The sequence below is a fragment of the Variovorax sp. Sphag1AA genome (assembly GCF_014192575.1).
Lineage (GTDB): Bacteria > Pseudomonadota > Gammaproteobacteria > Burkholderiales > Burkholderiaceae_C > Variovorax.
The window spans coordinates 205,226-227,139 of the sequence record NZ_JACHYC010000007.1 but is presented as its reverse complement, the minus strand read 5'-3'; the positions used below and the strand labels follow the sequence as shown (position 1 = coordinate 227,139).

The window sequence follows — 21,914 nt, the reverse complement described above, 5'->3', positions numbered from 1 at the left end:
CCGTGCTGCTGGACGTGAAAGGCCTTGAGGTCGCCTACGGTAAAGCGCAGGTAATTCACGGCGTTGATTTCCAGGTGCGAAAGGGAGAGTTTGTCGCGTTGCTGGGGCGCAATGGGGCGGGCAAGAGCACAACGCTGCACGCGCTGAGCGGTCTCATTCCCAAGAAGGCGGGCGTGGTGCGCTTCAAAGACCGTGACATCAGTCGTCTGGAGCCGCGGGAGATCGTACGGGAGGGAATCGTCAACGTGCTCGAGGGGCATCGAGTGTTTACGGGACTTACCGTGGAGGACAACCTGCTGTTGGGCACCTACGCCAAGAAAAGCAGCGGTGACGGATCAAAGCTCGATCGCATCTACGCCCTCTTCCCGGAAATCGGCGAGCGCCGCCATCAGCTGGCATCCCGCTTGAGTGGCGGCCAGCAACAGATCCTTGCGGTGGGCCAGGGCATCATCGCGAACCCGCATCTCCTGATTCTCGACGAGCCCTCAGGCGGACTCGCACCCATCGTCGTCGATCGCATCCTCAAGGTCGCCAAGGAGCTGTGCGACTCGGGCATCGCCATCTTGCTCGTAGAGCAACTCGTACGCGAGGCGCTCAAGTTTTCCGACTACTGCTATCTGGTGGAAACCGGACGCATCGGCGGCGAAGGTACGGCCCAGGAAGTGCGCTCAGGCGAACTCATCAAACGCATCTACCTGGGCGGCTGAGTGGGTTGTTCCAGACCCGCCCAGCTTTCCCCAACCTGCCCAACTCTCTATCCCGCGGGGTCGCGCCTCGCAATTTTTTCTTGGAGCAAGCGCAATGATTTATGAACTACGCGTATACCGCGTCACGCCTGGCCGCATGCAGGAAGTCCTCGACCGGTTCGAGAAAATCGTCTTCCGGTACTGGGAGAAGTACGACATTCGCCCCGCGGGCTTCTGGACCACGGTGATCGGCGAGTGCCACCTTGACCTCCACCAGATCCTGGTATGGGAATCGCTTGCGGATCGCGAAGAGAAGTGGAGCGCAATCATGAGCGATGCCGACTTCAAGGCGGAGATGGCTTTGACCGAAAGGAACGGCGTACTCGTCTCCTCTGTCACCAACACGATCATGGCCCCGACCCGTTTCTCGAAGATGCAGTAGTGGTTGGGTCCTCGGCTCAACAGGCCTCATCCACCATGCTCGACCCAAAAAGGACAGCTCCCATGGAACAAGCGTTGCGATGCGACATCCACGCCTGGGGGCAGGCCCAACACGGAATGACATGACCAGTCAAACACCGATATTCCGACGTAGCACGACGCCTGACGAAGCGTGGCTCGCCAGGGCTACGCCGGAAGCGCCGATTGATCCCGATCTGCCAATCATCGATGCTCACCTTCATGCTTGGCACCGAGGGGATCACCGCTACCTGATCGAGGACTACGCGCGCGATCTTGAAAGATCCGGCCACAACGTGATTGCTACTGTCGCAGAAGAAGCAGGGGGGATGTACCGTGCCGATGGTCCGGAGCACCTGAGATGCGTTGGAGAGACCGAGTTCTTCGTTGGCCAAGCAGCTATGGGAGCCAGTGGCAAGTACACCCGAGCGCGCGTAGCTGCGGGTATCGTCGCCTTTGCCGACCTCACTCTGGGCGACCGCACCCGCGAAACGCTTGAAGCGCATATCACCGCTGGCAACGGTCGAGTCAAAGGCATTCGTCAGAACGGCAAATGGGACCCGGACCCAGTCGTGCGCGGCAATGGCCTACCGGGCCGCCCAGGTCTCTATCTGGACTCGGATTTCGGAAGAGGCCTGAATATCCTGACCTCGCTTGGTCTTGCCTTCGATGCAAGCATATTTCACCCGCAACTGCCCGAAGTCACGACGATGGCTCGAACGCATCCCGATGCGCGCATCGTTGTCATTCACTCTGGAACCCCGGTCGGGTTTGGCCACTATGCGGGGAAAGACGACGAGGTCTACGCGAACTGGCTTGCTGGCATGAAGGACCTTGCTGCCTGCCCAAATGTGCACATCAAGCTAGGCGGCCTTCTGATCTTCCTGGCCCGATTCGACTTCACCAAGCGCGCCAAGCCCCCCAGTTCACTTGAACTCGCCACCATGTGGCGACCCTATATCGAGCCTTGCATTGAACTGTTCGGTGCCGATCGCTGCATGGCTACGGCGAACTTCCCGGTGGACAAGGCCGGGGTGCCCTACGGGACTGTCTGGAACATGTTCAAGAGGATCACCGAAGGGTGTTCCGCAGACGAGAAGCGCCGCATCTACGGCGAAACAGCACGTCAAGTCTATCGCCTGAACTTGGCGGATTGACAAGCAAAGCACATTACTCAAAGGACAGACTGTGAATACTGAAAAGCCAAGACGGGGCGTAAGTCCCTTGCATTTTGTGGACGATGAATGGCTTGCACTGCGAACGGAGGAAGTCCTGGAGCCGGATCTCCCTATCGTCGACGCCCACCATCACATCTGGGAAGGTCACCAACACCACACTTACCTGGTCCCCGACTTGCTGCAGGACCTGCAGAGCGGCCACAACATCCGGGGAACGGTTTACGTCGAGTGTTCGTTCATGTACCGCGCAGATGGCGACCCGCGCTTCGCGAGCATCGGCGAGGTCGAATATGCCAATGGAGTCGCCGCGTCCTTCGCAAGCGGTCGTTACGGCGATGTGAGGGCCTGCGCCGGCATTGTGGGCAAGGTGGACCTGACTCTGGGCGCCATGGCCCAGCCGGTTCTCGAGGCTGCGCTGGGGCGTGCACCCGACCGCTTCCGCGGGATCCGTCACATGCTGGCCTGGGACGCGAGTCCGGAAGTCAATCTTCTGCGCAAGCCGCCCGCGAAGGATCTGATGCTGGACCCTGCCTTCAGGCTGGGCTTTGCTCAGCTCGGCAAGCTCGGCCTTTCCTTCGACGCGTGGTGCTATCACCCTCAACTATCGCAGCTGATCGGCCTCGTGGACGAAAACCCCAACACCTGCGTCATCGTCGACCACGTTGGAGGGTGCGCCGGCACGGGTCCGTACGCGTCGCGCAAGGACGAAACATTCCAGAACTGGAAGGCCTCCATGAGCGAACTCGCTCGGCGGCCGAATGTGTTCTGCAAGCTGGGTGGCCTCAACATGAGATTGAGCGGCTTCGAGTACATCGATCGTGACTTGCCGCCGACATCCGGCGAGTTGGCCGCTGCCTGGAGGCCACTGGTCGAGACCTGCATCGAACTGTTCGGCCCCGGCCGATGCATGTTCGAGAGCAACTTTCCACCCGACAAGGCCGGGTGCTCGGCACGCGTGTTGTGGAATGCGTTCAAGCGCATCGCCAGGAACTACTCCGAGGACGAGAAAGCGGCGCTCTTCGCTGGCACGGCCATCCGAGCCTACCGTCTGCCCCCAGGGCTCGGCCAGGCCGCCCAGACCTAGCCCCGACGTACTTCCCCGACGGGGGTTCGAGAGTCGAGCACCACGTGATAAGTGACGGAATCGCCGTTTTGTCGATGAGTGATAACGACTACAGTGCGCCCAATTTTTTTCGCGTAGGCCTCACAGGCCAATCGCCGCCTTCCCGCCTCTTTACTCGATGTCCTGCCGCATCCCGGATCACGCTTCGACCGATATTCCTAAACTCGCCCGCGCAGATGCTCTACGCGCCCTGAACGAAGACACAGCCGACGGTGATCTCACCGCGGCCCTGATAGCCGCCGATGCGCGGGCTCGCGCCCGGGTCGTCTTGCGCGAAGAAGCAACGGTGTGTGGCGCGCCGTGGGTCGAGGCCGTCATCCGCCACGTCGATCCTCAGGCCGCGATCCGCTGGCATTGCGCAGAAGGCCAGCGTTGCCATGCAGGCGAGATCGTGCTGGAACTCGAAGGGAGTGCACGTGCGCTGCTGACAGGCGAACGAACCGCCCTCAACTTCCTGCAGCTTCTGAGTGCCGTCGCGACGTGCACGACCGCCTTTGTCGACGCCGTAAGGGGCACCCGCGCGCAGATCGTCGATACCCGCAAGACTTTGCCCGGCCTTCGTCTGGCGCAGAAGTACGCGGTCCGAATCGGCGGCGGCACCAATCACCGCATCGGGCTATTCGATGCAATCCTTATCAAGGAGAACCACATCTTGGCTGCCGGCGGCATCGCGCAGGCGCTTGCTGCCGCAGCTCGTGCAGCCAGCGGCGCGCGCTTCGTCGAAATTGAGGTCGAGACGCTCGCGCAACTCGAAGCAGCACTCGCGCACGGCGCACGCATGGTGCTGCTCGACAACATGGACCTTGCGACGCTGCGCGAAGCGGTTCGCATCAACGATGCGGCCGGCGAAGCGCGTGCGGTGCTGGAGATCTCGGGCGGCGTCACACGGGAGTCGGTTCGCGCGCTGGCCGAAACAGGCGTGGACCGCATCTCGATCGGCGCGCTCACCAAGGACGTGAAGGCGATCGATTTTTCGATGCGCTTCGAGGGAGCCTAAACCATGAGCGAACTCGTCAGCATCGACTATGAACAGCCCGTGGCGGAAGCATCGGGCACGGTGTGCGACACCCGCCATGCTTGGGCCCGCGTGCCGCCGGAGCTGCCGCTCGCCGAGCGCGGCATGCAGAAGGAAAAGATCCGCCAGTTGCTACGCGAGCGACAGGCGGTGCTGGTCGCGCACTACTACGTGCATCCCGACCTGCAGGACCTCGCCGAGGAGACGGGCGGCCTGGTGGCCGATTCGCTCGAGATGGCCCGCTTCGGGCGCGGCCACGCGGCAAGCACGCTGGTCGTCGCAGGCGTGCGCTTCATGGGAGAGACGGCCAAGATCCTCTCGCCCGACAAGCGCGTGCTGATGCCTGATCTCGACGCCACCTGCTCGCTCGACCTGGGATGCCCCGCCGATGCCTTCAGCGCGTTCTGCGACCAGCATCCTGATCGCACCGTCGTGGTTTACGCCAACACCAGCGCGGCCGTGAAGGCACGCGCCGACTGGATGGTCACGTCCGGCTGCGCGCTCGATGTCGTGCGCGCCCTCACCGCGCAGGGCCGCAAGATCCTCTGGGCGCCGGACCGGCACTTGGGCGACTACATCCGCCGCGAGACCGGCGCCGATCTCCTGAGCTGGAACGGCGCCTGCATCGTGCACGACGAGTTCAAGGCGCTCGAACTCGAACTGCTCAAGGAACGGCATCCCCGCGCCAAGGTGCTGGTGCATCCGGAATCGTCGGCCGACGTGATCGCGCTGGCCGATGCGGTGGGCTCCACCGCGGCCATCCTCACAGCGGCGAAGCGCATGGATGCGCGCGAATTCATCGTCGCGACCGACACTGGGCTGCTGCACAAGCTGCGTGCGCTCAATCCGGGCAAGACCTTCATCGAGGCACCCACGGCGGGCAACGGCGCGACCTGCAAGAGCTGCGCGCACTGTCCCTGGATGGCGATGAACGACCTGATGGGCGTGGTGAGGGTACTCGAAACCGGCGCGAACGAAGTGCAGGTGGATGCCGCTCTCGGCCTGCGCGCGCGGGTGCCGATCGAGCGGATGCTGGACTTCACCGCGGCGCTCAAGGCGGCGGGGCCCACGGCCGCCATCGCGTCGGGCATGGGAGCGGTCTGATGGAGGCGCGCGACTTCGACGTCCTCGTTGTCGGCAGCGGCCTCGCTGGGCTGACCGCCGCGCTGCACCTCGCGCCCACGCATCGGGTCGCGGTGCTGACCAAGCGAACCCTTTCCGACGGCGCAAGCCAACGGGCGCAAGGCGGCATCGCTGCGGTGCTCGATGCCGAAGACAGTATCGACAGGCACATCGACGACACGCTGGTGGCCGGTGCTGGCCTCTGCGACCTATCAGCAACACGCCTCGTGGTCGAAGAGTCACCGGGCTGCATCGCTTGGCTTCGCGCCCTTGGCGTGGCGTTCACGTTTCAAGACGGCGACCTGCATCTGACGCGCGAAGGCGGCCACAGTCATCGGCGCATTGTGCACGCGGCGGACGCGACGGGTGCAGCGGTCCAGCGCACGCTGATCGAGGTCGCACGGCGCGAGCCCAACATCACCTTCTTCGAGCACCACACGCTGGTCGACCTCATTCCTGCGCGCAGCCTCGGTCATGGCGCACCGGCCTGCGCGGGGCTCTATGCGCTCGACGAAGCAAGCGGCGAGGTGGTGGCGTTCAGCGCGCCCGAAGTCGTGCTCGCGACCGGTGGCGCGGGCCGCGTCTACCTGCACACGACGAACCCCGAGACCGCGACCGGCGACGGCATCGCGGCCGCATGGCGGGCGGGCTGCCGGGTGTCGAACATGGAGTTCATCCAGTTCCATCCGACCTCGCTCTTTCATCCCGAGGCGAACTCCTTTCTCATCAGCGAAGCGGTGCGTGGCGAGGGCGGCGTGCTCAAGCTTCCTCCGTCCGCGGGCGGCCACCGCTTCATGCCGGCGCACGACGAGCGCGCGGAACTCGCGCCGCGCGACGTGGTGGCACGGGCCATTGATGCCGAAATGAAGAAGCACGGCCTGGACTGCGTGCATCTCGACATTACGCACCAGAGCCCTGAGTTTCTCCACCATCACTTCCCGAACATCCTCGCGCGCTGTGCGCAGCTGGGCATCGACATCACGCGAGAGCCCATCCCGGTGGTGCCGGCAGCCCACTACACCTGCGGCGGTGTCCTGACGGACCTTCAGGGCCGCACTGACATCGCGGGGCTCTACGCCATCGGCGAGACGGCATGCACCGGGCTGCATGGCGCGAACCGGCTGGCGAGCAACTCGCTGGTTGAATGCATGGTGTTCGCGCGCGCGGCCGCTGGAGCAATAGCAAGGCATCCGAACCGCAAGATGGAAAAGGCGCTGCCATGGCGGCCCGCTTCTTCAGAAGCTGCAGACCCGCGTCTATTGAATGAGAGCCTCCGGGATCTGCGCAGCTTGATGTGGGAGCTTGTGGGAATCGTGCGATCAGCACCGCAGCTACAACGTGCTTCCAACCGCCTCAGCAAACTGCAATCCCGAGTGAATGCGACCTACGAGAGTTCAAAGCTCACGGTTGACCTTGTTGAATTGCGCAACCTTCTGCAGCTTGCGCGGCTTATCGTGCATTCAGCGCAGTCGCGTCGTGAGAGCAGAGGCCTCCACTACCGTATCGATCATCCAATGCTCGCGCGCGTGGCCTCGCCCACGCTACTCGCGCCTGCCCACCTCGACGACAAGAACTGACCCGCCATGTTCAGAACCCTGCTCAAGTCCAAGATCCATCGCGCCACCGTGACCGATTGCGAGCTCCACTACGAAGGCTCCTGCGCCATCGATGAAGACCTTCTCGATGCCGCTGGCCTCGCCGACAACGAACAGATCCACATCTGGAACGTGAACAACGGCGAGCGCTTCGTGACCTACGCGATCCGCGCGCAGCGCGGCTCCGGGATCATCTCGGTCAACGGCTCGGCCGCTCGCCGCGCTTGCGTAGGCGACCTGCTGATCATCGCGGCCTTCGGGCTGGTCGGCGAGGAGCGTGTCGCTTCGCACAAGCCGAAGCTCGTGTTCGTCGACGCCGCGAATCGCATCAAGGAAGTGCACTCGCAAGTCCCGGTGCAGACCGCCGAGACCGAAGCGCTGCCGGCCTGACCGCCCATGTCGTCCTCTGAAACCACCGCGCCCTACGGCGCGGCGAGCGGCGGGGCCGTCACCGCGCCGCGCAAGGCCGTGACGCTGTCGCGCATCGCGGACATGCACGCCCGCGGCGAGAAGATCGCGATGCTCACCGCGTACGACGCCACCTTTGGGGCGGTGGCTGATTTGGCAGGTGTCGATTGCCTGCTGGTCGGCGATTCGCTTGGCATGGTCTGCCAGGGCCTGGACAGCACCGTCGCCGTGTCGATGGAAGCGATGCACCATCACACAGAAAGCGTTGCACGGGGCCTGCGTCGCGCGCAGGGCACCGCATAGCTGATCGCGGACCTGCCCTTCGGCAGCTACCAGGCATCACGCGAACAAGCGCTGCGCAGCGCGATCACGCTGATGCAGGCCGGCGCGCAGATGGGGAAGCTCGAAGGCGGCGGCTGGACCATCGATACCGTGCGCTTCATCGTCGAGCGTGGCGTGCCGGTGTGCGCGCACCTCGGCCTCACGCCGCAGACGGTGCACGCGCTGGGCGGATACAAGGTGCAGGGCCGGGACGATTCCTCCGCGGCACGCCTGCAGGCCGATGCACGTGCCTTGCAGGACGCAGGCGCGGTGATGCTCGTGCTCGAGATGGTCCCTGCGGCGCTCTCCGCAAGGATCACCGGTGAACTCGCAGGCTGCGCCACGATCGGCATCGGCGCTGGCCGGAGCACTGCGGGCCAAGTGCTCGTGATGCACGACATGCTCGGCATCAACCTCGGCAAGCCGCCGAAGTTCGTGCGCAACTTCATGGCCGGCTCGGATGGCATCGAACAGGCCCTGCGGGCCTATGTGCAATCGGTCAAGGACGGCACCTTTCCCGATGACAGCCTCCATGCGTGGTAGCGCCCTTCCCTTCCTTCCCCTTTTCAGAGTCTTTCCAATCCGCATGCACATCGCAAGGACAATTCCCAAACTTCACGAACTCCTTGGCGGTCATCGCCGCACTGCGTTCGTGCCGACCATGGGCAACCTGCACGACGGCCACATCTCGCTGGTTAGAAAGGCCCGGAAGCTGGGCGACGTGACTGTAGCGAGCATCTTCGTGAATCGGCTGCAGTTCCTTCCGCACGAGGACTTCGACACCTACCCCAGCACCTGGGAGAGCGACTGCGAGAAGCTGCGCGCCGCCGGATGCGATGTGCTTTTCGCGCCCGACGAGAAAGCGCTCTATCCCGAGCTGCAGACCTGCAAGGTGCATCCGGACCCGGCGCTGGCAGACATCCTTGAAGGCCATTTCCGCCCCGGATTCTTCACCGGTGTCTGCACGGTGGTGATGAAACTCTTCTCGTGCGTGCAGCCGCAGTTCGCGATCTTCGGCAAAAAGGACTACCAGCAACTCATGGTGATCCGGCACATGGTGCGCCAGTTCGCACTGCCGATCGACGTGGTCGGTGTCGACACGCATCGGGCGGACGACGGCCTCGCACTGTCCTCGCGCAACGGCTATCTCAGCAAGGACGAGCGCGGCGAAGCGCGGCAGTTGTCGCAGACCCTCGTTCTCGTCGCGAAGGCAGTTAGGGATGGAATCACCAACCTCGATGTGATCGAGACCAGGGCGATGGCGCTGCTGCGGGGGCGCGGCTGGCAGCCCGACTATGTGGCGATCCGGCGCAGGTCGGATCTGCAGATGCCTGACGGCGGTGATCCGCTGGTCGTTCTGGCGGCAGCACGGCTGGGCAACACGCGGCTCATCGACAACCTGGAGATCGAAACTGTGACGTCGCACTTTCCTTCAAGCGCAATGACCGGACACACCGAGGCGGCGTTGTCAGCACAGTGATCGCATCCCGACAGCACACATGTCCGTGCAGGTCCTGATCGACTTCATCTCTCCCTGCCCCAGCACGCCGCCCCTGCGAGGCGCGTTTTCTGCACCTGTTGAAGTTCTCGCCGCAGATTCGTTGGAGCAAGTTCGCGACTTGCTCGACGCAGTGCACGAGCGTGCAAAAGAAGGTCGCTGGTGCGTGGGCTTCGTGCGCTACGAGGCCGCGCCGGCGTTCGACCCGGCATTGCAAGTACACCCGCTGCACCCCGGCCCCCTTGCGTGGTTTGGCGTATTCGAGAAGCTGCTTCCTTGGCCGACGAATGCTCCCGATCCCGCACGGGTTGACTGGCAGACTTCACTGGAGGAAGCGGGCACACGGGCGGCAATCGCTGACATCCACAGACGCATCGCTGCGGGCGAGGTCTACCAGGTCAATCACACGGCCCGGATGCGAGGTACCCTTCAAGACGGTACGCCACTCGATCTCTTCGCAGCGCTGCAGCGCTTTCAGCCGGAGACCTACGCAGCGTATGTCGATACCGGCGCACAGCAGGTGCTTTCCGTCTCTCCCGAACTGTTCTTCGATTGGCGAACCGACGGGAGCATCATGGCCCGCCCGATGAAGGGCACAGCACCGCGCGGCACCAATCAGAAGCAGGATGACGAGAACGTCGCCGCTTTGCGCGCCAGCGTGAAGGAGCGTGCTGAAAACGTCATGATCGTGGACCTGATCCGCAACGACCTCTCACGCATTGCCGAACTGCATACCGTTGCGGTGCCCCGCCTATTCCATACCGAGGCCTTGCCGACGGTCTGGTCCATGACCAGCGATGTCACGGCGAAAACTCGGCCTGGCGCCACGCTGACCGACATATTCGCCGCGCTCTTCCCTTGCGGTTCTGTGACTGGCGCGCCCAAGGTACAGGCCATGCGCACCATTAGAACCCTAGAGCCCGACGCGCGCGGCGTCTATTGCGGTGCGGTCGGCGTCATTCGGCCGGGCGGGTCAGCGACTTTCAACGTGGCGATACGAACGCTCGAGATCAACCGGGCTTCCAACGTGCGTTGCGGCATCGGGAGTGGCATCACCATCGATGCCGGCTTCGAGGGAGAGTGGGCCGAGTGGGGCCACAAGGCAGCATTCGTTCGGCGGGCAAGTGCACCGTTTCAATTGCTGGAGACTCTGCGCGTCGAGAATGGCGTTGCCCGAAACGCACAAGCCCATCTGACGCGAATGTCAGTCAGCGCCGCACACTTCGGCTATCCGTGGGATCGCAGAGCTGCCCTTGGCGCCCTGGATCGACTCTTCTCGGAACCGATCCAGGGTGTGCGCCGCGCGCGTCTGCTGCTTCATGCCGATGGTCGATTCGAAGCGCAGGCTGCACCGATGACCGACCATAAGGGGATCGCACGTGTGCGCCTCGCGCGCACGCCTCTGCGCGTGGCCCAGGACGAATTCGTGCGCCACAAGACCACCCGACGTGCGCACTACGACGGCTTCGCTCCTGCCGAAGACGTGTTCGACACTCTTCTCTGGAACGAAGCCGGGGAGGTCACGGAATTCACGCGCGGCAATGTGGCCGTGAAGATCGCAGGACGCTGGGTCACGCCGCCGCTGTCCAGTGGACTGCTGCCTGGAATCGGTCGTGCACACACACTCGCAGCCGGAAGAATCTCGGAAGCTATCGTTCGACTTGAGGATTTGAGGTGTGCGGAGGGAATAGCGTTCATCAACAGCCTACGTGGTTGGATCGATGTGCGCTTGGAGGCATGCGAGATCCCTCGACCTGTACGGGACACCGGGGCCGATCAGAAGTCCGACACCTGTACATATTCTTTGCGCACCCCTTGAGCCTTGCACTTCTACTCTTCGACCCCTGTCAACGAGCATGGCGCGGCGCGCGCCATGAATGTGCTGATTCCCTCGAAGGCCGAGGAGGTCATCACATCACGCTCACCAGCGAGCAGTGCTCAGAGACGATTTTTCCCCGGTTCGCTCTCAACCTCAGCTCGATCACCGCTTGAGAAACCATTCGACCCAGATGACCACACATTGGAGATATGGTTGAGATGCTGACGAACGACCAGTCGCGTCGATTCCAGCTCGCAAGGAGATGCAATGAACAAACTCTTCCTGGCAATGACCACCACCCTGTTCGTGGCGGCCGCCTATGCTCAGAATCCGACAAGCGCGTCCTCGGAGCAGCAACCCATTACGAATAGCAAGGGACAAGTCCGCGCCCAGGGCGAGGTGGATGCCCGCCCTCAAGGCAAGGTGAAGACACCTGTGAGCGATGGGGCCAATAGCTCAGAATTCAATCCTGAAGGCAGTGGCGGCAAGGCGGCCGTTGCAGCTCAGAATAGGGCCACGTCCAAGCCGCAGGGCATGATGAAGTGGCCGAAAGGAGACGAAGCAAACAATAGCGAAGTGAATCCTGAAGCGGCCGGCGGCAAGGCTGCGGCGGCTGCACAAGCGAAGGTCGAAGCGCGAAAGGCCAAGACAACCGCACAATGAAGTGGGGTGGCGGCCTCTGCCCTGCTTGCTGGGCATAGCCGCGCCTCGCATTCAGCGTGGCGACCCCAAAAACGCGCGGACACGCTCGTCGCGCCGAGGAGCGGGCAGACGGTCTATTCCTCAGCCGCGCCTGAGCGCGAGGGTCGCATTTCTCTTATTGCCACACCCGTGCCAGACACTCGGATGTCCTTCAGGTTTCGCCGTCCATTGAACCCGGGTAAAATCTTGCGCCCATGGCCGACTCCCAGCTCTCCCAAGATGGCCTGCGCTACGTCAAGAAGTCGCAGGGATCCATCATCACCACCCCGCGCGCCGAATCGATGATGTCGTGCTTCAAGTGCGGCAAGTTCGCCCTCAGAACGTCCATGACCTCGAAGCGCTTCCTCGGCAAGAATCACCTCGTGTGTGCGCCGAAATGTCAGTGAGCAAGACACTCGATCTTTTCGCCTGCGACCGCTCCCAGTCCGTTCTTCGCACCCCTTCCTGGCTCGGGCCGGATGTCCACGAGGAGATCGAACTAGCGCTCGAACCGGGCGACTACAAGATCACCCCGGGTGATCGCTGGACGGTTGTCGAGTTGAAGACCGGCAAGACGGTTTATTCGGGAATCGGACCGGTACAGATCATCCACGTCACGGCGTAGGCTGCGTCACCCCCTCCTCCCTGTCCCGCCTGACTAAAACCGGCGATGCGATGAAGGGTGCTGGTCGAACGGGCCAAAGCGGCGTAATGTTGAGGCGGGTCTTCCGGTGCGCCTCTCACGTAGGCAATCGCAGCCTCTCGAAGGCAAACGCAGCATGACGGCGGTCCCGGTCCGGCGGCGTTTCCAGCCGCCGGACACTTGTCTTTGGATCAGCCTTTGATCCGTCTTCAGATGCGACCGAGCCCTCCGCCGATCAAGCTACGGTCACTTCTGGCCTACCCCTCACTGCGAGTCGAGTGACGGCAGCGTGAACTAGTTTGCGCCTCGATGGCTTTCGGTCTGCATCACAGCAGACGACAAACCAAAGTACTACACAATCGGCGCCATGCAAAACGATCACGACACCAGTATGGGTTGGTGGACCGACAAGCCAGAGCGTCATGACAGAAGCACGTTCTTTGCTCCGCTAGGCGGCCTCAAGCGTGAATCGGAGGAACGCGTATGGATGAAGGTAGTGGCGGTCGCCACCATCATGGTCGCCTTCGGGATATCCATTCTTCGCATCGCTGCCCAATGCGTCTGAGAAGCTCACCATGTTGGACTTGATAGCGCAGCCTGAAAGGCCTGCACAGGCAGGAAAGCTTCGGCTCAACGCCGACCAATGGCGCACCCTCGAAAGACTGGCCACCACGCCAAAAGAAATCGAAAGCAGAAGCGTAAATTTGAGCTCAGGCCGCCTGACATCGAACGGCCTCGTGGCGCTCGATCACAGAGGCTTCGCCTACTTGACGATCTTGGGGCTGCAGCGGCTGAATCAGGGCCGCTAGAGACGTCTCTTCTGGCTACCAGAAGTTCCAGAACGAACGCTTCGGTGGCGCCTCCACGGTCGCGGCGCTGAAGGCGATTCTGAAATGAGGCCCCGTCGGAGTCGCCCATTTCCACTTGGCAAGGCTGGACCAAAAATGCGGTGCGACTATCAAGCAAATCCTTCGATGAAGCTAGTGACTCACAACTCTGTGACCGTCTGGCGCGGTCCAGTCATTGCCGATCTGTCGCCAAAAGAATCGGGCCGCAAAGCGGCCCGATCAAATTGCCTCTTCAACCTAGACAGGCTGACGGAGGACTCAGCTCGCAGCCGCGCCGGTCTCAGTCGTCTCCGGCGCGGCGGATGTCACAACGGGTGCCGCACCCTTCGTGGTTGCGCGCGGGCTTCGTGTCTTGGCAGCAGGCTGTGACCTGACAGCCTTGCCGGCAGCTTTCTTGGTGGCCTTCGCAGCAACCTTGGGGGCCTTTGCAGCCTTCGGTGCGACCACTTTCTTCTTTGTCGGCGCGGCCTTCTTCGAAGAAGCGCTCTTCTTGGCGGCAACCTTCTTCGCAACTGGCTTCTCAGCCTTGACCTCGGGAGCCGAGGCAGTAGCGGGAACAGCCTTCTTGGCACGAGTCGACTTCTTCACCGGAGCAGCAACAGTGCGGGTCTTGCGAGGGGCCTTCTTCGCTACGGCGACGACAGGTGCCACAGCCTCCTCAACCGCCGAAGTTGCATCGACACCCGATTGGTCGATGAGGAACTTGTCACGACTGCGAGCCGTAGCAATCCAGTTCGGCGCCTTACCGAAGCCCGTCCAGGTCTTGCCGGTCTTAGGGTCACGGTACTTGGGGATACCTGCGCCCTTGCGCGCTGCCTTGCCTGGTGCCTTGGTTGACCTTCCACCACCAAGCGCCTTGCCGGCGGCTGCCTTCAACGCCTCGGCCCCGCGGCCAAAGAGCTGCTCTACGGTCAGGCCAAATGAGGCAATCGATTGCCTGATTTGCGCAACCACCTTGGTCGTCTCGGCCGCTCGTAGCGTGGACGCTTCCTTTTCGAGTTTGGCAATGGTGGCTTTGAGTTGCGCGTAGGTCTTTGTCATTGAGTGGAACGGTTGATTGATGGAGTCATCGCTTGGCGTTGCGAACGCAGGCGAGAGCGGCGCGTGAATGTCGAGGAACCGCGACCGAAAGACGAGCTTTCTTAGACGCGCGGCGGCGGGAATTCTAGCCAGTGCGCTTGCAAACGCTGATCGATCTTGCAGGCCTGTGGCGTATGGCCGGTCCAGCGAATCTACACCGGTATTGCCCGGTTGCGTGGTCGCGCCACGGCTGAGCGCGAAAGCTGGTTGGATCTACGTGCTGCAGAACTACTGGCACGAGGATGGGACGGCCATCGTCAGCGTCACGAAGCGGACAGAGACCGCCCTGCTGTCGGAGATGAACGCGCCCCAGCGCACGATGACGACGCAGATGGGGCTTCTATCAAGTGGTCGCCTGTGCACCTGTCGAATCTACGAAGCAAGCTTCAGAAGTTGCCAATCCGGGTGTTCGCGCCCTACCGGCTGCCGCACCGTCGCAGCGTGCGCGCCTCCCACGAGGTATTGCGGGATCTTGTTGAGCAAGTCCGAACGAGACCTCGGACGCCGGCACCGAAGGTCGCGGCGCCCCGCTCCGCCACGATGGGGACATCGTAGTCACAGCTCTGTCCGGGCCGCCACACCGTTCATTCGCGAATTGGACGGCGCCTTGCCAGCGGACTGTCTCTCGAGACCAGTCCCGGAGAATCGGCGCGATTCAAAAACCCGCCATCAATCTAGCCTTTAGGGCGGCCTGTCGCCTATGGATGCTCTGGGGCCGTCAACATAGCCGTCGCCGTGTCGAGGGTGAACTCGGCCAGCCGGCTCGGCGGTGCAGGCATTGATTCAGGGAGTCAGGGAGTCAGAAAATCCGCCAGCGACTTGCCCCCAGCGATAGCTTCCTTGAGCCAACGCGGCTGAGGCCCGCGGCCCGTCCACGACTTCCCCGACCCATCGCTGTAAAGCACCGACGAAGGACGGCGCTTCTGCGCAGTCTTCTTTGCCGCCGTTTTGGCGGAGCTCACCGTCGATGCACCAACTTGAAAGCTCTCCAGAGGCGCGCCTGCTGCCAATGCTTCCCGCAGCCAGTTCGGTCGCTTGCCCCAGCCACCCCAGGTGTTGCCTTTGCCGTCGCTATACGAGATTCGACCGACTTTCTTCGTCTCGCTCCTTTTCGCAGTCTTACGGGAAGCCTTTTGGCTACTCGTAGCGACCATCTTCCTCGCGGGTGCCTTGCCGCCGAACAACTGCTCGGGAGTCAACTTATAGTGGGAGATCGCAACTTTGATGCGATCAATAACCCCATCGACTTCTCTCGCGCGAATTGCGTCGGCCTTCTGTTGCAACGCTGCGATCTGTTTCTGAAGCTGTGCGTAAGTCTGAGCCATAGTGACTTTCCAAATCGATAAGTCCGCATAGCTTAACGACTTCTGCAAGTTACCCTGTGCGCCACCTGACCGATGTCAGTTGCGCGTGTTGGCTAGGAACTGGCGCCATCCCTAGAGTGGGGCAGACAGCTGTAGCTTCGCGAATCGAACATCCCAAGGGCCGCGCAGCGCCGACTTCTGTCGCCTGACGCGTTCATCCGGAACTGCAGCAAGCGCCGTCTCAACTTGAGGTCGATAGTACTAGCCATCGCTCGTGCCTCTCGATCATCAAACTTCGCACGGCGCTTGGCGGGCCCTCGCCAGCTAATTTCGAACGGCACGCCATACGGGTGCTCCCCGCCCCCTTCGGACCGCCTGGATCAGCCGCCGCGCGGCAAGACCGCAGCGTTAGCGGACAACCGAAGGTGCATTACGCAGTGGCTGCTCACGACCGGACTGCAGACCCTCTGGGCTGGAAATGCTGACCTACTGACCTACGTCTCTCGACCAGCGGCACCGCGCCCGGAGTGAACTGAACGGGGTCCCTTGCTGCGGGCCTCGCAGAGGAGAGCACGGCGCAGAACTGAACAGGTCGGGCGACTCCGCGAATCCGCTAGCGTGACGGTCACCGGATCTCTCGTTGATGTCGACAGTCGAGTTCGAGTTGCCCCAACAGACGTGAGGCAAGGCCAAAGACTCAGTGAGTACGCTTAAAGAATGCCCTCGCCGCTTCTGGATTGGCGGCCTTCCAGGCCTCCAGCGCGGGGCCGCGCAGCCAAAAGTTTCGCTCATTGGGTTCGCGCGAAACGATTACTTCGGCGACCGCGGCGGTCGATCGCGCGACATCCGAGGTTGGCAAGCGCTTTCCAGACTTGATTGGGTCGGCCAAACTCTGGGCCATCTCCGGAAAGAGGAGTGACAGGATGCGGTCGTAGCGACCGTCTCGCAGATATTTCTCCTCGCCTGCGTCCACGCTGTCGCGTACTTCCTGCGCCCACTCCTTGATCTTCTTTTGCTGCGCTTCCGTTTGGCGCGGCTTGTACGCACGGATCGCAATTAGCGCAACGATTGCTTGCGCGCGCCCACGCGGGCCTTTCATTTGCTGAATTGAATTCACCACCTGAAATCCGGTGGCGAGGTCGTAGCCGACGCCCCTGTCGAACTGGATAGACAGGATGCGCGAGACGATTTCCTTCTCGCCCACAAGGTCCGAGTCCCCAGCCTCGGGGTAGCCGTGAATACCCATGCAATCCACGGCATCAGCGAGCCGTTCGGCTGTCATGCTGAGCGTTGACTGAGCGTCCGCGGAATTCCAGTCTCTCCCAGCAGCAATCCGCGCATCGAGGTGAGCGGTGACCGCATCCAGGTATGCTGACGCCACTTGCTCGATCGATCGGGCAAGGACGCGCTCTACGCGTTCGCGCTTTTTCCGCTCGCGCAGAACTTCTTCCTGGTAGAGCGTATGCAAATCCGCCAGCAACGCGGCCCGCCTTTCGTCGGCCATGGGCAGGTAGAGCCACCGCTTCGCATCTAGCCGCTCGACTACGAGTTCACGGAGGCTTTCGCGCGAGACGCGCCCCCCGAACTTGCTCAGATCTATCTCCACGGCCGGCGCGCCCATCGAGCGGATTCGCTCCATTCGCTCGTCGCCGATGGCATTGGTGACGGTGACCTCGACGAGAAGGGGTTGCGATTCCAGTTCGATCGGCGTTCTGATGGCGCAGGTCAGGTCGGGAATGATGCGCCCGTATCGCCGCTCCAGCGTGACGTCGGTGATGTCGGCCCACTGCGCCGGAAAGCGCCAATTCCTCTCGAGGTGCTCAACCTGCACAGAGACGTCGAACTCGGGGACCATGAAGCGCGTCGATTCCGCCAGGATCCGCTTGACCTCGAGATGCAGCAAGGTCTCTCGCCTGAGTGCTGGCGGCAGGTCGTCGGGGAGGTCGATCCCTTCGGGCTGACTATCCAGGAAGCCTTCCGCCTCGTCCTGAGCCGATCGATCGGCGTCTTCCTGCAATACCGCATCGTCCCAGTGGGCGCACCACCTGATTGAGCTGTTGACGAGCGTTAGCCGTTGACGCAAATCGTCCGGGGACATGCCAGCAATGGCCGGATCAGAAATGTCCAGGAAGATGGTCGGCAAGCCCTGCCCGTCTGCTCCGCTGACCGAATCCATGGTCGCGGACACGCCGGTGAGCCGAACGCGAAGGGTGCGCCCGTCGTCCAGGGTGAGCACGGCAAGCGTCTGATCCTGGTAGGTAACGTGCGAGACCCGCACGCGCGCCGGCGGCGCGGTTCGCCACACCTCGTACCGCTCACCGCTCAGTCCGACGAACTTACCCGATACCTTGCGCTGCGGCAGATCGATCAACCCTTCTTCAAGAAGTTGTCGCAGCGCCGCCGACCTAGCGGCCAGGATCAGGCATTCATGGCGCGGCAGACCGCTCGGATGCCGGAAATGTGGACGCGTGAAATACTTATCCTTGGCCGCATTGACAGCGGTCAGGGAAGCGCCGCAACTCGGGCAGCGGCATCGGCACTGTGCTCCACGGCGATCCCTTCCAAGCTCCATGATCCAGCGTGGCTCATTGGTCTCGGCGTCATTTGCCCAAGCGAGGACCAAATCCGATAGCGATGTCCGGGGCGCCACTTCGACGTGACGCACGACATAGGGGCTTGCGGGATGATCCATATTGGGATCATCTATGCCGCACTCGTATCTCGCAATAGGTGCTGGCGAGATTGGCTTGCGCTGCTGCAATCCGCTCCGATACGAAATCGAGAGGCTTCGCTCTCGAAACTCCGTCAGCGCAGGGATCCGGCGTAAGCCAGTGTGTTGGATAGTCGACGACGAACCTTCCGTAGTCTCACCATCTCGCGGACGTAGTCGCTTGAACCGGCGGGCGCACCGCAGCGAAAGCGGATTGGGGGGGCCATAGACGCGAGATGCTGCAAGTCGCCCCTGTGTGCGGACATGGACTAAGCGACCCAGGGGCGCGGTAGGCGCTGGGGGCTTGCTACATTCGCGCTTGGAGGCAATTTCATGCAACTCACATTGAGTATCGGGAAGCTGGAAGACTTCGTTTACGTCGGTCAGGTGCGCTGCGGCGACGAGGAGATCGGCACAAGCGTGATCTACAAGTCCATCGCCAGCGCGATCTGCTCTGTGGCGGGTTCGCTGCGCAACGGGGACGCTTGGTACATAGATGTCGAGTACGGCGGCTTCAGCAGCGGCGACTACCCCATTGAAGATCTATTCCAGGAGGATCGAGCCGAGGTGATCGCAAAGCGTCTCGTTTACCTTGTCGCGGAAGACCGGCGGCGGGCCAGAATTGAATAGCTGATGCCTCGCAACAGCGAAAGCGGCTGCCAGGTCTGGTCACGGTGCACGACCTTCAGGAAGCGTCAGCGAGAGTGTTGACCATAGAGGAGCGAGTTAGCTTCCATCGACCCTGATCTCTCCGACAATGTCCGCCTCTGTCAACACGATGTCGTCAGGAGCCACAGGTGATGAACGTAGCAGCTTCTGGGCGAGCCCTGCCAAGCGATCGAACGTTACAGCAAGATAGTCGAGCGCATCCGGCTCGATGTTCTTGGTGGGCCGCTTATCTGAGATCGAACCAATAAGCTCTGCAAAGCTCTCGTACAGCGGTCCAGCCGATCTTTTTCGCGAGAGGTTTGCCGCGTCAGCGGGGAGAGGGTAGTAGATAATTGGGACCGCAGCGCCATCCTTCAACACCTCGTTGTCCAGGACAGCGAATGACACACCCGCTGCGTCTTGCAAGGGCGCTCCGTGGGTGAACAGATTTCGATACGCTGAGAACGAAGACAACCAGCCAAGATTGTGTTCGCTCGACGCCTCAAGCAACTCGTCTCGAAGTTCGTTAGCCGCGTCGCGCTTCTTGAGGCTTCCAACCAGGCCACGCATAGTGGCAATGCCAGTGAGTTCAAAAGCGAATCGAGCGGCAAACTCTGCCAAAGTGTCCCGCAAGACCGCCAGTTCCCAGAACATGGCATGAATCGCAAGGTACACAGTCGGAGAGTTCGTATCCTTGAACCGGGTATGGGCCTTGAATGGTAGCGATCGAACCTGACTGCGAAGCTGGACCGCGTAGGCCTGGCACAAGTGTTGCAGTCTCGTCTGACCGGAACTCAGACCCGAAGCAATCCGCGCAGCGACATCGGATAGCAGCATCATGTCCTTGTGGCCAGCGTGGAACGCAATTCGCCGCCAGTTCTGTTGCGCATCCTTGGCGCGCCATACGCCTTCAAACGATTGAGCGAAGAACTGCGGGGACGCCAATCCCGAAGCCTCGTCGGTGGACGTGATGAACGTCATTCCGAGCACCGTGTACCCGAAATGACGTAAGGCACCGACAAGTTCCGGATATGCGCGCAAGTTGAACTGAGCAAGCAGGACGTGATTGCCCACGCCTGCAAAAATCTTCACGAGCGGGCCGGGCTGACTGACCGCAACGAGTCCGCCACTAAGCCAGGCAATTCGCGTGACTTGATGCCACGGCGAGCTATTTGAACCACGATCCATGAGCGTGACACCTCCAAACCCGTACTGTGCCTCACCCTGCAGGCGCAGAACGACTCGCGCGGCACCACCCACTCGCACCGCAGACCGATGGGCAAGAACGCCGAACCGGCGGTCCATGCCTTTTAAGGCTTGATGCTCACGCCGCTCGCAGGAATTCACCCAGAACGGAGCTACACACCGCCAGGTGCGTCAAGGACTAGCGGTCTAAGCCAGCAACGCTCGTGCTCGCGACACAAACTCGTCGATCCGGCTAAAGGGGACGATGCGAGGGTTGTCGCACACGACCGGGAAGCGCGTAACGACCATGTGTTGGACGTGGGCGATCGAGAGTCTGGCTTGGAGTAGATGCTCTCGTCGGCGCTCCTTGTCGAGGGCCTTCTCGTAGGCCTTGATGAGCGCGCGGTTGTAGCGGGCAAATCGCCGGGCGTCGGAATCGACGGTAGCCAGATCTACAAAGTTGTTCTTGCACTGAACGTTCCAGACGACGCCTTCCAATACAGTGACCACGTCGAACTCGCGTCGGTTGATGCGCTTAACTTCCTGGACCGCGAACCCTTGCTCGGTCAGTCTGTCCTTCACCACGGTTTCGAAGATGAAGCCGGTGCGGATCTGGTACCTCTTGCGGCTGTCCAGTGTGCGAGCACGCCAGTTGTAGATGAAGCGACTCAACAGGGTGACCGTCGAGCGCAGCATGCCGTCCAATTGCACGAACGGCGCATAGCTCGACAACCCCTCCATGTAGCTCGAAGCCGGGCGCAGGAGCGCCGCGCGCAACACGGAAGGGGCCTTCGCCGCATCGAGCATCGCCTCGAGCATGCCTGGTGCAATCTCCACCCAGAAGTCGTGTACGACGCACTGCCGCGACAGCCTGCGCACGAGCGCTGCGGCGATTGCGAAGTCACTGCCGGCGAGGTCGAACTCCGCATAGGCGGCCTCAATCGTCGCAATGTCATTGCGCAACTCCGCGGCCGAGAACAGCCGGTCCGACCGCAGGGTCCCCCGCATAGCATAGAAGTGCTTGTAGCCTTCCTCCTGCCAGCGAATCTCGTCAATTCGGGATCGCTCTGGCTCCAAGAAGCCAGGGTCCAGCATCGGTATCTCCACGCCGCCTTTGACGGGCAGACCGAGACTTTCACGCGCCAGCCTCGCCATCAGTCCGCCATGCGCACTCATCATCGGGATTCCCATGAACTCCACGATTGGCAACATCACGGTCAAGGCATCCAGGGGGCCCATGCAGACGGTGCCGCGGCAGGCCTTGGGCAGTACATGCAGGAGCGCGACAAAGTGGCGGCGACGCAACTGCAGATAGTCAATCAAGGAGGCGAGGTTGTGCATTGCATCGGCCACCTCACCAATGCCTTGAGAACGAAACGAAGTCGCCATTGAGCTGGCCTGCAGCATCAGTTGCCGGAACCGGTTGGCGAAGGGTGCGGAAAATCGCTCCGTGAGGCGAGCGTGCCAATCCATCAACGGCGCGAGATCATAGACAAGGCCTGCAACGGGCATCTCAAACAAGCGCGCGCTGAAGTCGTCGTCGGGCCAATCTACCGTCTGCAGATTTATGCATTCTTCAATCGTGCGCAGA

Annotated in this window: 21 protein-coding genes and 1 pseudogene; 17 read left to right on the top strand and 5 right to left on the bottom strand. The window is 62.0% G+C overall.

The annotated features are described in order from the left end of the window. Window positions 1-2 precede the first annotated feature (2 nt). The 16 genes and pseudogenes from FHW64_RS27025 to FHW64_RS26950 all read left to right on the top strand — a co-directional run bounded on the left by FHW64_RS27025 (window position 3) and on the right by FHW64_RS26950 (window position 13,357). Window positions 3-707 carry an ABC transporter ATP-binding protein gene (locus tag FHW64_RS27025; protein WP_311733370.1) on the top strand — a complete coding sequence of 235 codons (705 nt, stop codon included), beginning with the start codon at window positions 3-5 and terminating at the stop codon, window positions 705-707. A 94-nt stretch (window positions 708-801) separates the two neighbouring features. Then, entirely contained in the window at window positions 802-1,128 is a 327-nt protein-coding gene (locus tag FHW64_RS27020) for an NIPSNAP family protein (RefSeq protein WP_184531317.1), read from the top strand. Window positions 1,129-1,249: 121 nt separating this feature from the next. Next, entirely contained in the window at window positions 1,250-2,302 is a 1,053-nt protein-coding gene (locus FHW64_RS27015; RefSeq protein ID WP_184531316.1) for an amidohydrolase, read from the top strand. 31 nt (window positions 2,303-2,333) lie between these two features. Further along, window positions 2,334-3,407: an amidohydrolase gene (locus FHW64_RS27010; protein ID WP_184531315.1), complete on the top strand. Its 1,074-nt coding sequence runs from the start codon at window positions 2,334-2,336 to the stop codon at window positions 3,405-3,407. Between the two features lie 157 nt (window positions 3,408-3,564). Continuing rightward, complete coding sequence (nadC, locus tag FHW64_RS27005; protein WP_184531314.1) at window positions 3,565-4,443, top strand: carboxylating nicotinate-nucleotide diphosphorylase; 879 nt, start codon at window positions 3,565-3,567, stop codon at window positions 4,441-4,443. Between the two features lie 3 nt (window positions 4,444-4,446). Continuing rightward, window positions 4,447-5,565 carry a quinolinate synthase NadA gene (gene nadA / locus FHW64_RS27000; RefSeq protein WP_184531313.1) on the top strand — a complete coding sequence of 373 codons (1,119 nt, stop codon included), beginning with the start codon at window positions 4,447-4,449 and terminating at the stop codon, window positions 5,563-5,565. Then, window positions 5,565-7,160 carry an L-aspartate oxidase gene (nadB, locus tag FHW64_RS26995; RefSeq protein ID WP_184531312.1) on the top strand — a complete coding sequence of 532 codons (1,596 nt, stop codon included), beginning with the start codon at window positions 5,565-5,567 and terminating at the stop codon, window positions 7,158-7,160. The genes nadA and nadB overlap by 1 nt, the downstream gene beginning before the upstream one ends. Before the next feature lie 6 nt (window positions 7,161-7,166). After that, on the top strand, window positions 7,167-7,568 hold the full coding sequence (gene panD / locus FHW64_RS26990) for an aspartate 1-decarboxylase (RefSeq protein ID WP_184531311.1): 402 nt from the start codon (window positions 7,167-7,169) through the stop codon (window positions 7,566-7,568). 6 nt (window positions 7,569-7,574) lie between these two features. After that, window positions 7,575-8,450: pseudogene (gene panB / locus FHW64_RS26985) on the top strand (3-methyl-2-oxobutanoate hydroxymethyltransferase). 43 nt (window positions 8,451-8,493) lie between these two features. Then, window positions 8,494-9,387 (top strand): pantoate--beta-alanine ligase, encoded by an 894-nt coding sequence (gene panC, locus FHW64_RS26980; protein WP_184531310.1) that lies wholly within the window; start codon window positions 8,494-8,496, stop codon window positions 9,385-9,387. 19 nt (window positions 9,388-9,406) lie between these two features. Continuing rightward, window positions 9,407-11,224, top strand: coding sequence for a chorismate-binding protein (locus FHW64_RS26975; protein ID WP_184531309.1), 1,818 nt, complete (start codon window positions 9,407-9,409; stop codon window positions 11,222-11,224). 267 nt (window positions 11,225-11,491) lie between these two features. Continuing rightward, window positions 11,492-11,887 carry a hypothetical protein gene (locus FHW64_RS26970; RefSeq protein WP_184531308.1) on the top strand — a complete coding sequence of 132 codons (396 nt, stop codon included), beginning with the start codon at window positions 11,492-11,494 and terminating at the stop codon, window positions 11,885-11,887. Window positions 11,888-12,120: 233 nt separating this feature from the next. After that, window positions 12,121-12,312: a hypothetical protein gene (locus FHW64_RS26965; protein WP_184531307.1), complete on the top strand. Its 192-nt coding sequence runs from the start codon at window positions 12,121-12,123 to the stop codon at window positions 12,310-12,312. Further along, on the top strand, window positions 12,309-12,530 hold the full coding sequence (locus tag FHW64_RS26960) for a hypothetical protein (protein WP_409350650.1): 222 nt from the start codon (window positions 12,309-12,311) through the stop codon (window positions 12,528-12,530). The genes FHW64_RS26965 and FHW64_RS26960 overlap by 4 nt, the downstream gene beginning before the upstream one ends. 385 nt (window positions 12,531-12,915) lie before the next feature. After that, complete coding sequence (locus FHW64_RS26955) at window positions 12,916-13,113, top strand: hypothetical protein (RefSeq protein ID WP_184531305.1); 198 nt, start codon at window positions 12,916-12,918, stop codon at window positions 13,111-13,113. Between the two features lie 10 nt (window positions 13,114-13,123). Beyond that, window positions 13,124-13,357, top strand: coding sequence for a hypothetical protein (locus tag FHW64_RS26950; RefSeq protein WP_184531304.1), 234 nt, complete (start codon window positions 13,124-13,126; stop codon window positions 13,355-13,357). Between the two features lie 297 nt (window positions 13,358-13,654). Here FHW64_RS26950 and FHW64_RS34780 read toward each other — a convergent pair whose 3' ends face one another. From FHW64_RS34780 to FHW64_RS26935, 3 genes are all read right to left on the bottom strand, one after another. Continuing rightward, window positions 13,655-14,437 (bottom strand): H-NS family nucleoid-associated regulatory protein, encoded by a 783-nt coding sequence (locus FHW64_RS34780; protein WP_184531303.1) that lies wholly within the window; start codon window positions 14,435-14,437, stop codon window positions 13,655-13,657. Between the two features lie 830 nt (window positions 14,438-15,267). Continuing rightward, window positions 15,268-15,801 (bottom strand): H-NS family nucleoid-associated regulatory protein, encoded by a 534-nt coding sequence (locus tag FHW64_RS26940; protein ID WP_184531302.1) that lies wholly within the window; start codon window positions 15,799-15,801, stop codon window positions 15,268-15,270. Window positions 15,802-16,477: 676 nt separating this feature from the next. Continuing rightward, window positions 16,478-18,472, bottom strand: coding sequence for a hypothetical protein (locus FHW64_RS26935; protein ID WP_184531301.1), 1,995 nt, complete (start codon window positions 18,470-18,472; stop codon window positions 16,478-16,480). 351 nt (window positions 18,473-18,823) lie between these two features. Here FHW64_RS26935 and FHW64_RS26930 point away from each other — a divergent pair, with 351 nt between their 5' ends. Then, on the top strand, window positions 18,824-19,120 hold the full coding sequence (locus tag FHW64_RS26930) for a hypothetical protein (protein ID WP_184531300.1): 297 nt from the start codon (window positions 18,824-18,826) through the stop codon (window positions 19,118-19,120). Window positions 19,121-19,216: 96 nt separating this feature from the next. Here the strand turns inward: FHW64_RS26930 and FHW64_RS26925 are convergent, their stop codons facing one another. Together FHW64_RS26925 and FHW64_RS26920 are read right to left on the bottom strand one after the other, a co-directional pair. After that, window positions 19,217-20,443 carry a hypothetical protein gene (locus FHW64_RS26925; RefSeq protein WP_221220715.1) on the bottom strand — a complete coding sequence of 409 codons (1,227 nt, stop codon included), beginning with the start codon at window positions 20,441-20,443 and terminating at the stop codon, window positions 19,217-19,219. Between the two features lie 87 nt (window positions 20,444-20,530). After that, on the bottom strand, window positions 20,531-21,844 hold the full coding sequence (locus tag FHW64_RS26920) for a hypothetical protein (RefSeq protein ID WP_184531298.1): 1,314 nt from the start codon (window positions 21,842-21,844) through the stop codon (window positions 20,531-20,533). Window positions 21,845-21,914 lie beyond the last annotated feature (70 nt).